This window comes from Mesorhizobium sp. C399B (genome assembly GCF_030323185.1).
In the GTDB taxonomy this organism is placed as follows: domain Bacteria; phylum Pseudomonadota; class Alphaproteobacteria; order Rhizobiales; family Rhizobiaceae; genus Mesorhizobium.
The window spans coordinates 4,253,665-4,265,910 of record NZ_CP100472.1 but is presented as its reverse complement, the minus strand read 5'-3'; the positions used below and the strand labels follow the sequence as shown (position 1 = coordinate 4,265,910).

At 53.7% G+C, this 12,246-nt stretch carries 11 protein-coding genes; 5 read left to right on the top strand and 6 right to left on the bottom strand.

Annotated elements, in window-relative coordinates:
• Window positions 1–168: 168 nt before the first annotated feature.
• Entirely contained in the window at window positions 169–978 is an 810-nt protein-coding gene (locus NLY36_RS20450) for an AbiJ-related protein (RefSeq protein ID WP_245260278.1), read from the top strand.
• Window positions 979–1,219: 241 nt separating this feature from the next.
• Window positions 1,220–1,696 carry a hypothetical protein gene (locus NLY36_RS20445; protein WP_023736264.1) on the top strand — a complete coding sequence of 159 codons (477 nt, stop codon included), beginning with the start codon at window positions 1,220–1,222 and terminating at the stop codon, window positions 1,694–1,696.
• A gap of 42 nt (window positions 1,697–1,738) precedes the next feature.
• On the opposite strand, the gene NLY36_RS31755 is transcribed toward NLY36_RS20445, so the two are convergent.
• Window positions 1,739–2,239, bottom strand: coding sequence for a Shedu anti-phage system protein SduA domain-containing protein (locus tag NLY36_RS31755; RefSeq protein ID WP_156933225.1), 501 nt, complete (start codon window positions 2,237–2,239; stop codon window positions 1,739–1,741).
• A gap of 27 nt (window positions 2,240–2,266) precedes the next feature.
• Entirely contained in the window at window positions 2,267–2,950 is a 684-nt protein-coding gene (locus tag NLY36_RS20435) for a hypothetical protein (RefSeq protein WP_050591525.1), read from the bottom strand.
• 251 nt (window positions 2,951–3,201) lie between these two features.
• Here NLY36_RS20435 and NLY36_RS20430 point away from each other — a divergent pair, with 251 nt between their 5' ends.
• From NLY36_RS20430 to NLY36_RS20420, 3 genes are all read left to right on the top strand, one after another.
• On the top strand, window positions 3,202–3,795 hold the full coding sequence (locus NLY36_RS20430; protein ID WP_023736263.1) for a GIY-YIG nuclease family protein: 594 nt from the start codon (window positions 3,202–3,204) through the stop codon (window positions 3,793–3,795).
• Between the two features lie 422 nt (window positions 3,796–4,217).
• A complete protein-coding gene (locus tag NLY36_RS20425; RefSeq protein WP_050591523.1) occupies window positions 4,218–5,957 on the top strand; it encodes a DUF6538 domain-containing protein in 1,740 nt (579 codons plus the stop codon).
• A gap of 581 nt (window positions 5,958–6,538) precedes the next feature.
• On the top strand, window positions 6,539–7,105 hold the full coding sequence (locus NLY36_RS20420) for a hypothetical protein (RefSeq protein WP_023736260.1): 567 nt from the start codon (window positions 6,539–6,541) through the stop codon (window positions 7,103–7,105).
• Between the two features lie 73 nt (window positions 7,106–7,178).
• On the opposite strand, the gene NLY36_RS20415 is transcribed toward NLY36_RS20420, so the two are convergent.
• The 4 genes from NLY36_RS20415 to NLY36_RS20400 form a co-directional block, all read right to left on the bottom strand.
• Entirely contained in the window at window positions 7,179–7,664 is a 486-nt protein-coding gene (locus NLY36_RS20415) for an SHOCT domain-containing protein (protein ID WP_023736259.1), read from the bottom strand.
• Between the two features lie 280 nt (window positions 7,665–7,944).
• Window positions 7,945–9,645, bottom strand: coding sequence for a helicase HerA-like domain-containing protein (locus NLY36_RS20410; RefSeq protein ID WP_023736258.1), 1,701 nt, complete (start codon window positions 9,643–9,645; stop codon window positions 7,945–7,947).
• Window positions 9,638–10,846 (bottom strand): SIR2 family protein, encoded by a 1,209-nt coding sequence (locus NLY36_RS20405; protein ID WP_031249244.1) that lies wholly within the window; start codon window positions 10,844–10,846, stop codon window positions 9,638–9,640. The genes NLY36_RS20410 and NLY36_RS20405 overlap by 8 nt, the downstream gene beginning before the upstream one ends.
• 288 nt (window positions 10,847–11,134) lie before the next feature.
• Window positions 11,135–11,665: a hypothetical protein gene (locus tag NLY36_RS20400; RefSeq protein WP_156933223.1), complete on the bottom strand. Its 531-nt coding sequence runs from the start codon at window positions 11,663–11,665 to the stop codon at window positions 11,135–11,137.
• Window positions 11,666–12,246 lie beyond the last annotated feature (581 nt).

Sequence of the window (12,246 nt, the reverse complement as noted above, 5' to 3'; positions counted from 1 at the left end):
CGGCTGATGGGTCGTTAGTGGCGGGAGGCACGGCCGCGAGCACGGGATCTGCGGTATTGTCGCATTAGATTACCTGGCTCGCGATCGAGACGGTCTCTTCGTCTTGCGTTGCCGTCGGCTCGATCTGAGATCGGGGCCTTCGATTGTTCAAGGGCCAGGTTCGGCGCTTTGCTCGAACAGGCTGTTCACCCCCTTTCCCGATCTGGCGATGAGCAGGCGAAGACGGTCGCTGCCCTGAACAAGGTCCTTTCGCGGGATGGATATGAGCTGGCCCAGGATGGCGAAATCTCCGGTCATCCGCTCTTCAGTTTTCGCTCTGTTGTGCGCGGGGTCGGTGGCAGGCCGAAGAACCTGATCTTTGCCTCGCGGGGACCAAAGCCGGAGATCGGCTTCGCCGATGCGATCAACAACGACATCGTCATACTGTCCGGCGAAGAGAGCTGCCTTGTTTACGACCGGCCGATCGGCGCGAGCGGACTTCTGTGGTCGGAGCTCGTCGCCTGGTGGGGCGAGGTTGCGCCGGGAGCAGATGCCGCAAAACTCGGGGCGCGCCTTCAGGAATCGCTGGCCTCGGACGCGGAACGCAAGCTTTTCGCGACCTACTTCAAGTCCTATCGCTCCGCCCTCGGCGAGGAGTTGCCCGCACTCCTGCCGCAAGTCTATCTTCACTATGACCCTGCAGTGGTGAAGACCCTGCGTCATCGACTGCCTCTGCCGCGTCAGCGCATGGACTTCCTTATGTTACTTCGCAACCGTCAACGCATCGTGATCGAGGTCGATGGCAAGCACCATTTCTCGGAAAACGACCTCCCATCATTGAATGTCTATGCCGACATGGTGTCGGCTGACCGTGAACTGCGCCTTGCAGGATATGAGGTCTACCGGTTCGGCGCGAATGAACTGGTCGGTAGCGGTGCCGAGGCGAGGATCACGGATTTCTTCGAGAAGCTTTTTCGGCTGCACCGCATTCGGCAATGAGGGTGTCGGGTCTCGGGCAAAAGGATGACTTCGCGCGGTTTCACATGGTCCGCGAGCGCGTCAGCGGCAGCGATGCCGCAGCTTGGATCGGCCCTCACGCGGCCATAGGTCGGCGCGACCTCCTCGCGAGGCCAGCGCTCGACGACCGCATCGCGTTCCTGCAAGGCGCAAGGCCAGCCAGGGCGACCTCGCTTGCGGCACAACGAACGCGTACTATAACGGCCGCTCGGGGAAAGATGACATGGACCTTTTGTTCGACGACGCGCAGCTGAAGCGGGTGTGGAATCAAGAAGCCATCCCGGTCATCTTGCGACGCATCGGTAAGGGCGAGAAATTACGGGTGCGGTTGCCCTACGGAGAAGGCAATCGCAAGTGGCTGCGCAATGAACGCCGGCATCGCCCGGAATGGATCGAGGAGCTGCGTTGCTGGGACTTGCCGAAAGCCTGGCTAAATGATTTCGTCGATCGCGCGCTTGTACGCTACCGCAGCGTTTACATTATTCAGCCGTACCGCGAGCAGGAGAAATGTTCCCCTGCTTGCCTCAACGCAACTGGGCACGATTGCGAATGTTCCTGCATGGGCGAGAACCATGGTGCAGGCAATGACGGCAGCTGGTTTGAAGTATCCGAGACATTCGCAACGCGATGGGGTGGGCCTGAGCTGGCGTGTCGGCTTCTAACAGCCAAAAGTTGCGCGTCAGCAGGCGACCACGGGTAGGTCGGATTATGGGTAGTCAAGCGCGGTGAGCGGAGGCCTGAACTACACGCAGCATCCCTGTTGACAATCAACCTTGATCCATCTGCTCTGGACCATGTTCCACGATGAACCTCGCGCGCTCCAACAACTCATCGAACGTGACAATTTCTGGGCGATTGGTGTGGCGCCGGTGAAGCTCGAATGAGCGAAACTTCGGGAGATTCGTCCCACGATCAAATTGAAATTCGGCCAGCGAACCGATGACGAGACAGGATCGCGGCTCGATGTTGATAGCGCTTCACCGGTCGGGTCGCCGTCCGCGGAGCTGGGCGTCAAAAGAGATCCCAGCTGCTCGACGGCACCATGAACCGTTGCCTGCATCTGTGCAACGCCACCGGTAAGCTCGGACGAAGGCTGCCAAGTATCCGGGCGATAGCGCGAAGAAGCCAGAAGCGGCGTGTCGTGCCGCTTGATCTCCACAAAACACAGTGAACCGATAATGCCGCGGGTCTTCATTAATCCATCGACGCGTTTTCCAGCGCCATCAAGCGTGTTACCGCGCACAATCTTTTCCAGTTTCCTCTCGTTAAGCTAAGAAAGAAACTGGTACGACAGGCCGTACCCAAATATCCATGTGTTGGCCTCGAAAAAGCGTTGCCACACGTCTTCCGGTCGGCACCCGAGCCGTTGCCGTTCTGCGGAGAAGAATGCGTTGTCGTTAAGCAGTCGATCGGAGTGAGCGAGCTGCTTTCGGCGATATCCGAGTGCAACCAAATCTCTTGCCACTTCCTCGTTCTGGGCCAGTTCGAGGAAAACGTCGGAATTCTTCTCGAAGATGCGACGTGCTTGCGCCTGGTTAAGCACCAGGTCGCGCACCACATCATCCGATACGTGAACCTTTGACGCGTCGTCGAGCGGTATGGTCTCAAGGCCTGCGGGGAACCCGATCAGCGTGTTGATCTCCGGCCCGACCAGCGTGAAATGCTGCTTATCGTGCGGTCCTGTCCGACTAAGATGTTTCTGAATAGTCAGCGATGAGATCGATCGATCGTCCTCAAAGAACGTGGCCTTTAGCTCGTATCTTCCGGCCGGCGTTCGGCGGAGGACGACTTCGTCCTTTATCGTTCCAAATACGAGGCCGGCCTCTCCTTCTACGATGTGTGTAGCGATACGCAGATGCTGGCCGGGAGCCATTCCAGGAATACGTTTACTAATTATCGTCTTGTCAGTACGGCGTTCAAAAAACCACTTACGCTCATCGTAGTCATAACTCATTCCCCGGCCCGCCAGCGACGTTTCGGGAATACTATCATAAATCGTTGGATCTCGCAGTCAGGATGCAATATCTGCGCACACCCTACACGCTGACCCCTGCAGTCCGGCCTATTGAATGGTGAAGCGCGGCGGCCGGATAGAGGATGGGCATACCCCGCCGATTTTCGGGGCGCACGAAAATTCTACCTTAACGTCTGACATGTGAGTGCGTAAGAGCCGCGTAGCTTGTTTGACATGGGAGGCGATTAGCGATGCCCATTTATTTCATCCTCGAGGAGAATAACGCCGATTGGCGGATGAAGATCGGTCGCGCGACGAACCTTAGAGGTCGTCGAGGTGCCTTACAGACCGGCAACTCGCGCCCGCTAAAGGTAGTGGGGTGGATCGAAGCGGAGAATGAGGCCGAAACGGAAAGGCGGCTCCACGAGAAATATGCAGCGCATAACATTGGCCGGCATGGAGGGAGTAGCGCCAGAGAGTGGTTCTACCTTCAACCCGCCGACATTCTCGAGGATCTGAAACGCGCGGGCATCAAGGGTTTCGTCGAAAAGAATGCAGATGCCTTTGAAGTCGTCGGTCACGATCGTGACGGCTCACCTGAATATCTCGGCGTCTGGGACTGGAGCAACCTCGAGCTTGAAGAGTGCTGCCCGTTTTGTGGCTGCTTGTGCGGCATGCACTTTCAGGACGCATCGCAGATGTTTCACTGTTTAAGCTGCGATGAACTCACCGATTTCTCACAGCCCGATTTTGACAACGAGGAAGACTATATGGCTTGGAAGGAGTACGAAGAGCGCTTGAAAGTAGGGCGTGCAAGTAAGGCGCGACGTAGCAGGTTAGCTTAGACGACGGCGGCTTTTGGGACCATTTGCACAGCGAATGAACGACCGACATCAGGCGCATTTGGGCCGCAAGCGGCCATCCGTTCTCATTGAGTGGTCTTGGGCAGCCGTGGTCTTCACTCGACCCCCTGCATGATGATAAATAACCCAAGAAGGATCTAGACCGAACCGGAAGAGACAAGGTGCAGGTGCGAGGCATTGAGAGAATAGCAGGAACCGAACCAATCCACAGAAATATTTTGTTGGTATTTCTGTTGGTAGTAGATGCGACTAGCCTTCGTATAAGTCTCTGAAAGGAAAACGGGATTTTCTTCACTTGGATTCCGCCTCTGGGCACCATCCACTTCCTAAGGTGTTGATGCAGCTGAAAAACCAGCAAAATTATATGCTTAGGGCTACCCGAGTGCTACACACAGGTGTTACACATGGTCCTAGCAATGAGCCGTCCCGTAAAACATCGTAAGACCGGCGTTTACTGGTTCCGGAAGCGGGTGCCAGTCGACGTTGCCCTGTTGACCGGCCGCCGGGAAGTCAACAAGACGCTCGGAACGAAGGACCCCGAAGAGGCAAAGCGAAAGTACGCGGAGGTCCTTGCGGAGTTTGAACACGAATGGGCGCAGCTTCGGCTCGGAAATCGCTCGGTCAATAGAACCGACTCGGGTCGTCCTTCCGCTGCCGATGCAGATGCGCTCACACCTCGCCCAATCACGGACCGAGAGGCGCACCTTCTTGCCACGGCCGTGCACGACGAATGGCTTGCAAAATTCTATGACAATCCGAGCGAGCAACTCCACTGGCACACCGATCTGTATCAGGGGATGTGGAAAAGGTACCCATTGCCATCAACCGATCCTGTTGTTGGAGTGGAAGGCGTCGCTGATCCCATCCCGGGGACAATGCCAATCGAGAATATCTTTTGGAAATCGATGAGGGTCGGTTGCATTAGCAGGGCTGAGGCCATCCTGGCCGACAATGACTACAGCGACGATCCGTGGAGCGTCCACAAGACTGCACGTGCTGTAGGGGCCGCTCTGCAGCGAGCTAGCTTGACACTGCAAAGGCTTGAACGCGGGGAGTTTGAACCAGAAGAGGAGCCCGCGGGGATTCATCGTCCGGCAAATCCTCCGCGAACTGACGGCCGGTCGCCAAAGAGGGCGGCCGCAAAGGATAGGTCCGACGCAGCGACTTTGACTGGACTCGTGAACGGTTGGTGGAAGGAGAGCAAAGCAGCGGGCCGAAAACCGAGCACTTATGAAAGCTACCGAGACGCCTTTGCCTATCTTGCCCGGTTTCTGAAACACAACGATGCATTGAAGGTTACGGTTGAGGATATCATTGCCTTCAAAGATCACCGACTGAGCACACCGTCTCCGAAAACCGGAAAGATCATTTCCGCAAAGACGTTTAAGGATAGCAATCTCTCGGCTCTGAAAGTCGTCTTCGGCTGGGGCGTCGCCAACGGAATCGTCGCTCACAACCCGGCTGTCGGCGTGACCTTAAAGGTCGGAAAGCCTGCTCGCCATAGATCGAAGGGCTTTTCTGATGAAGAGGCCAAAATGATCCTTTCTGGCGCGCTATCTCATCAGCGAGGCCAGGAAAATCCCAAGACATTTGCGGCGAAGCGTTGGATACCATGGTTATGTGCCTTCACTGGAGCTCGCGTAGGCGAATTGGCCCAGTTGCGAAAGCAGGACGTGTCCCTGCGCGGCGAAGTTTGGGTCATTCGCATTACCCCTGATGCCGGAACCGTTAAGACCAATGAAGCTCGCGAGGTGCCCCTCCATCAGCAGGTAGTCGACCTTGGATTCCCTGCTTTCGTACAAGGGGCTCCAAGCGGCCACCTTTTCCTGAATGTTGATGCGTCTGACAACGTCCGAGGGGCTCTGCGCGGCTTGAAAAACCGGCTCGCCGAGTTCGGGCGCGCCTTTGTGTCAGACCCGAATGTCGCACCCAATCATGGCTGGCGTCATCGTTTCAAAACAATTGGAATGGAGGCCGGAATTCCACCCCGAATTCTGGATGCAGTGCAGGGACAGGCGGCACGGACAGTTGCGGATACCTACGGTGAGGTCACCATCAAGACCATGGCCGTTGAAATTGCGAAACTGAGCTCCTATTCGCTCGACGCGCTACAGGATGCGAAGCTGTCTTGGCAGCGGCCATAGGGCGTCCCGAAGCATGCTCCTGGGAGCCGATGGATGCGTGGTTCGTTTACACCGAAGATGTCGGCGGTTCGAGCCCGTCATCGCCCACCATTTTGTTTTCAAATAATAATTTTGCCTTTCCCTTGCAGGCGGAACGCAGGGTATTTTGACCCATAGCTACAGAATAGCAACAACCGCCACTCACGAATCTGACACCAGCAGCTGCACCTCGGCGAAGTCGTTGGGTGCAATCTTAGGCGGTGGGGGCCTAAAGACATGGTTGCTTAACTCCGTTGCGATTGTCGCGCATCGAAAGTTGCCCGCAACCCGAGATGGGCCGAACGCGGCCTTTGGCGTGGGCAAACCATGAAGTTCATGAGGGCTCCCATCCTTCTGGTCATCATCGCGTTCTTTGCACCGAATGTCGCCAATGGAGATAACGTGGCCGTGACAGCGCTCCAGATGCTTGGTTGGTGAGCTCCGCTTGATGGGGGTTCCAATCCCTGAGGAATCTTTGCAGTGCTGCGCATGACTGGCGATACAACGAATTATTGACCGGGAAGATGGAGAGTAGGTGCTTGATTGTGCAAGGTCGAAGCCAAATGGACGTAAAAGAACTTAGGGAATTCGGGAAACGAGCAGCCAAGGTTGCCGCCGTTGGTCAAGTCAAGGCCACTGCAACTGCGGCCAAGCGTAGGGGGGCAAATAACTATGCCTTCTATGGTGCTATTGGTCTTTTCGGTTTCATCGCGATTGGATTTCTTGGCCAAATCATGAAGAGTACAAAGGGCGCGCCGGAGGAGATCGCGCCTACGGCCGTCCCGGTTGAAGCCAAGTACGACGGCGGATACCTGACAGAGCCTTTAGTGATAGATCGGCCGGGCGAGCCACAGGCAACCTACACGGTTCGCAAAGTGACTTACGAAGGCAAGGGTGTCGTAAACGTCCTGCACTCCCGCTACAGCAGTCAAAGCGGAATGTGGTTTACCCATGCTCGATACGACTGCAATAAGGGAACTCTGTTCACCCTAGGCGGTGCCGAGACTGCGGCCGTCGGGACAAGCGGCGCTGACTATAAGTGGAGCTTTCTTGTAGATGGCTCTTCGGCGACACAGGTCGCCCGGTTGGCGTGCGAGAGAGTCGGGCTGAAACTTGACGTATCGAGTTAAGCGATCAGATATCGACCATCGCAAGAATTTCTGAAAGTGCAAAAAGGCGGAAATTACTAATCGAAAATTCACCTTAGAAACCATCGAAATCAGCACTGATGTAGACCTTATCGTCGTCGCCTTGTTCGAATTTATAATTCATCCCGGTCTCGATGTTGCTATTCAGGGAGACACGGGCGCGGCACACCACAACTTTAGGGTTTGGCTGTGACTTGGAGCTTGAATCACCCAGCCATCGAACGATTTTCCTTCCTTGATCAAGACCAGTCGAATTTTCCGCAATCATGTTTTCGACCATGTTCCGAGCTTCAGTTGAGTTGCAGGTCGGAAGACCTGTAAGTAGCGCTTCCGGGTGCTCATTCACATAATAATACGCTGCTGCACCGCCTAGCATGATTACCAGCCAAAAAATGCTGAGGCGACCCTTTTTACGCGTATCCGGTTTGCCGCTGAGAACAGAAGCTTTTTGTTGGGCAAATTCCTTTTCTGTCAACACGCCAGAAGCTCGTAGTGCGGCCAACCGCTCAAGTTCTTGAGCAACACCACCAGTCTCAGACATCGATAGCCCTCCCAATCCACTCACAACGTAAATGCCCAATGCTGGATCGTTCATATCGGTCGTGACAAGTGTTGACCAGCAGAAGCCACGAAGATTTCATAGTCGGACTGCTTTGTTGGGGGACTAGCGAAGAATTCGAAAGCGGGATGTGTCAGGCCACGTCCGCATCTCGAGTCGTGGCGTCCGTCGCGCGTTCGCTCTAGCCCGGCAGTCCGCACGTGTTCGCGGCTGTAATGCACTTTTTTGAATGACACCTACCCAGCTGGGTAACGAAAAGGGACTACGGATTTATCCAAGTCGCCTCTTTTCTATCCGGAATTTCTGGTTGCGAACGCGGCATCGCAACTTGTATCGGCAGCGGCATGATCGCATGGCTGCCAACGATCATCGCTTCTCCTTCGCGCAAGTTAGGCAGAAAGGAAGCGACAGACGAGTCTATGGTCCCGCTCGCATTTATCACGACCGACTGATCGTGTTGATTTATCAACCGGTGAACTATGAACATCCCTATCTGGCTTAGGACATCCTCCGGCACATCCCTCGGCCGTTGCGTAGCTAAAAGGCAGGTGAGACCATATTTCCGGCCTTCCTTGGCTATCAAGCCAAACGCGTCGAGTGTTACCTTGTTGTACTCGTCACCGACCGACTTGTTGAGGAACTGGTGAGCCTCATCCAATGCGACAACCAATGGCATCTCGTGAAATTGTCCCATCCGGGCTCGGTTTAGAAGATGTCTGCCAATAGCATTGACAACTAACTCACGTGAGTGATGCTCAAACGGCAAGTACCTCATTGAAACACGTAATATTCGCTTGTCTTTATCCGCAAGAAAATTGTCAAAAGTTGCTGTAAGATCTTCCATGTAGGGTTCTGGGCTAAAAATCGGAGAAAGATGGGGAGATTTTATAGCCGACTCGATGCGCATTGAGAGGGTGACGCAGGCGCTCTGGGAATTCTCATGGACACCGCCCCAACTCTTTGGATCTCCAGCTTGAAGATTCACGCACTCGCGTAAAATCTGGTGGCTCAATTTCTTGATATTGTATTTCGCAGATATCGCGTTGATAGCCCCGTCATTCTGGATCAAGGCCGAGTTGATCGGTTTTTTAAGCGCAAACGCCTTAATTAGCTCTCCATCAGTTCCCAAGGACGGGACAATTTCCAGAAGCTTTAAGCTGGCGATAGCATCCCGTAATTTCGGAGCTTGTACTCCGGGACTTGGTTGGAAGAGCGCGAACAAGTCGAGTTCCGTCAGATGTCTATAGGGGAATGAGACAAAGTGGCTCGTGTCGTCTTCGTCTTGTCGTTGGCCGCCGAGGTGAACATGATCAGCGAGTCCGCCAAGTGTGTGGTATTCCCCGGTAGGGTCGATCAGAAGAAGTTTGCCCCTGAGTGCAGCAAGTTGCTCCGCCAAACGAGCTGTTGTCCAGCTTTTTCCACCCCCAGTTGATCCGAGAACTGCACAGTGCCTTCCGAAGAGTGCCAGCGGTGAAATAACAATCCTAGTCTCGCTGGCTCCGCTTAGGTGGCCTAAATATACACCGCCAGATTGGGTTGGTTCCGTGATGTCGATGGCGTGACGAATGAATTCTGGATGGGCTAGGAACACATAGTCACCGATCCGAGGTGCCTCAGCGATGCCCCTCGTGGACTTGCCGGTATCTATCTCCACAGATCCTAAAAGGCGTATTGTTCCTATCGGATTGGGTTCGGCTTGATCGCTCGCTCGCTCTGGTTCAACTGACAGCCGGTCTCGATCTGGTAATCGAATGTCCATAATTCTGCCGAGAACGGCCAACGATTGTCCTTCGATAACGACGAATTCTCCAACCTGCCCCCGGGTCACGCGATGACCAGCGTATTGAGAGGGAGCTATTTCGGTAGCGAAGGGAAAGTTGACCCTAACTTCAAGCGGGTTAACCTGAGTGATCGAGCCAAGGTAACGTGAGCGCTCAAAAGGAGCTATCTGGAGTTTAGCCATTTTGACCGATTTGCCTCAATCTTTCAGAGTGGCGCTCCAGTTCGGTCTCAGCGATTATGTCAGGGATAAAAGGTATCACTTCTTCAAACTTGGCCGCGACGAGAGTTATCCTTCCGTCGCCCTTTTCTACCAATTCGCTTATGGTAGCCAAATAGGAATTCGTTCTCCTCAGGGCCTCGCTTCTCGTGCCAGCAAGGCTGGGATCAATGATCATCAGGTTAAGTGAAAGATTTGCTCGTATTGCTGCCAGAATCGGCTCGGCAATGTGCTTGTCATTAAAACCAAAGCCGACAACAATCAAAGTTGTATTATTCAGACGGACAGATGCTTGAAGGCTCCCCATCATCTCTATGTATGGTTGGCTCAGGGCCATTTCGTATTTTGTCGAAACCGGATAAATGAGTAGTGGTGACGTCGTACCCGGAACCTTGCTGATTCTACCGTCTTTTTTGCTCAATTCCCAATCAATTGAACCATGCAATTTATGGATATGAAAAAGGTTTTCGATGAAATCAGACTTTTCATCACCAGATGATCGCCGAACTACATCGTATGAAAATTGTATCGGATCGAAGATCGCGTTACTACCAAATGCGAAACCATCGACGACGATAAACCCAGATCGGCGCGCTGCCATCTCAAAGCACAAATCATAATTTGTAGTGAAGAGCTTGATTCGCGAACGTCTTGGAGACCTTCGAGCCACCCGTCTGAGGAATGCTTCGTGGACAGAAAGATCCGTATCGTCCTTTAGGAAATCAACTTTAGAGCGGATCGCCGATTCGGCCTCCTGCAAGAGCTCTTCTGCCAGCTTTGCGTCATCAGATGTAAGAATTTCGGAAGCAATCTTTGCCCTTGAGAGCAATTGCTCAAGATCGATATCTTCCCCTGAAAGATTGGCTAGAGACAGGAAGCGTTCCCAACGCTTCACATTCCCCTTCAACGGTGCTGAGTTATCGAGCTCCTTGAAACGCAGCCTTACGGCCGCATTTAGATCTTGCATTGTGGGGGCAAGTCGAGCTTCGCTACTCTTGACGCATAGCGACGTTCCGAGGCCTGCTAAGATAATTAGGTTTTGTGATCGAAGGGCCTGCGAGAAGTTTCGAGAGAGTTCTGTAGCTGCAGGATCTCTCTCTGCCAAGGCAGAGGTTTGAACCGCGATCCACTCACCATTTGTCGCACTTGTCTTAACTGACGTCATTCGAAGACCCGCGCACGGCTACACATGATTCACTCTCCGCTGGCACCAACCAGACATCCTGACTGGCAGTCTGCGAGAAGAAGGCTTGCGTTGCTCGCGAGACAAATCGGAGATATCGACCGAGGCGGGCGTAGTCTCGAAATCTTGATGCTTGTCAGCTGAAAACTCGTCATCACCGAAAATGCTTATATTACCTTCTACAGAGATATTGCTTGCCGGACAATTTGACACTCTGTTTGCCTAACGTTCCGTTGCGATATGTGGCGTCTGCTTAAGAGCTAATACAGGCTAATCGGAAAAATTGCCTTCCCGAACGAGATTTGGTCCACCCGGAAATGGGCGACCAAATATTGACCCTCGGGGGGAGAGAAATCCGCTGATGACGCGATAAGCAGATGCCGAACCATTACAGCCCGGGATTAGTAATCTAATCGCAACGTTATCTTCTGCGCCGCCGTTCTCCGTTAGTAGATAGCCGCATTCGTTTTTGTAAGGCCCCTCCAATGACAGGCGAACACACAATTGATGCTCCCCCTGCTCGTCAGTGCCATCTTCATAAATTCCCTTCCACCGTGACAGGTTTTTTTCTTCGGTTCCATTAAAATTGAGCTTCATGTGAAAGGAGTTGCCGTGGCTATCGAAATCGATCCTCTGGCGGGTGGCATCTTCGACCTGGAGCCATTTTTCCTTCACAAACTCCGATGGGGTATCCTGATAAGAAAACTCCGACTTGATTTGCTCAATGTCACTCTGATTTGAGATGCATGTTTCTTGCGCAAAGGCCACCGAACAAACAGATGTTGCAATCGCGAGAGCCAACCCGAAAGTCCGCCTAACCATGCTGACCTCATATCAAAACCATTGATCTACCAGCGTAAACGTCATCCACACCCTCGTCTAGCGCGAGCCTTTGGGAATTGCCCCACCAAAAACCGTGTCGAACGACCAGTTCCATCACCTGCAGTTCGATTAGTTCTGATAGCAAAGGCAGGGGAGTAACAATGCCAAGCCGGGAGGCGTAGCATGGGAGAGCGTGGCGCTGGCTCCGCAGAACGGCATGATGTCGCTTCAAGGCAAGCTCCAGCGTGACGTTTGGGGCGAGCCATATTCTTTCAGCAGAGCACCAATCTTCAGTCAATTAGACATAGAAGGCAAACGGCCCCGTCGCTCTGCCCAAAGCCCGATAACCCCTAGGGTTTGGACGCTGTCACGAACACAGAAATCCAGTGGTCGCATGTTCGCTCGCCAAAAAGGCTGATCCAAGCCTAGCCGCTTGATGTTGCGGAGTTGCCAACCCCCTGGATCATGCTCCATTTCGCCACGCCTATGGGCCGCTAACTCTTTCCATTTGAGAGAACCGCATACTCAACGAACATCGTATTGTGGAAGTGTCTGAAGAC

Excerpts from the sequence above, each read along its gene's own strand:
- NLY36_RS20415 (WP_023736259.1), bottom strand. The coding sequence starts at position 7,664 with ATGTCTGAGACTGGTGGTGTTGCTCAAGAACTTGAGCGGTTGGCCGCA.
- NLY36_RS20410 (WP_023736258.1), bottom strand. The coding sequence starts at position 9,645 with ATGGCTAAACTCCAGATAGCTCCTTTTGAGCGCTCACGTTACCTTGGC.
- NLY36_RS20430 (WP_023736263.1), top strand. The coding sequence starts at position 3,202 with ATGCCCATTTATTTCATCCTCGAGGAGAATAACGCCGATTGGCGGATG.
- NLY36_RS20405 (WP_031249244.1), bottom strand. The coding sequence starts at position 10,846 with ATGACGTCAGTTAAGACAAGTGCGACAAATGGTGAGTGGATCGCGGTT.
- NLY36_RS20435 (WP_050591525.1), bottom strand. The coding sequence starts at position 2,950 with ATGAGTTATGACTACGATGAGCGTAAGTGGTTTTTTGAACGCCGTACT.
- NLY36_RS20420 (WP_023736260.1), top strand. The coding sequence starts at position 6,539 with ATGGACGTAAAAGAACTTAGGGAATTCGGGAAACGAGCAGCCAAGGTT.
- NLY36_RS20445 (WP_023736264.1), top strand. The coding sequence starts at position 1,220 with ATGGACCTTTTGTTCGACGACGCGCAGCTGAAGCGGGTGTGGAATCAA.
- NLY36_RS20425 (WP_050591523.1), top strand. The coding sequence starts at position 4,218 with ATGGTCCTAGCAATGAGCCGTCCCGTAAAACATCGTAAGACCGGCGTT.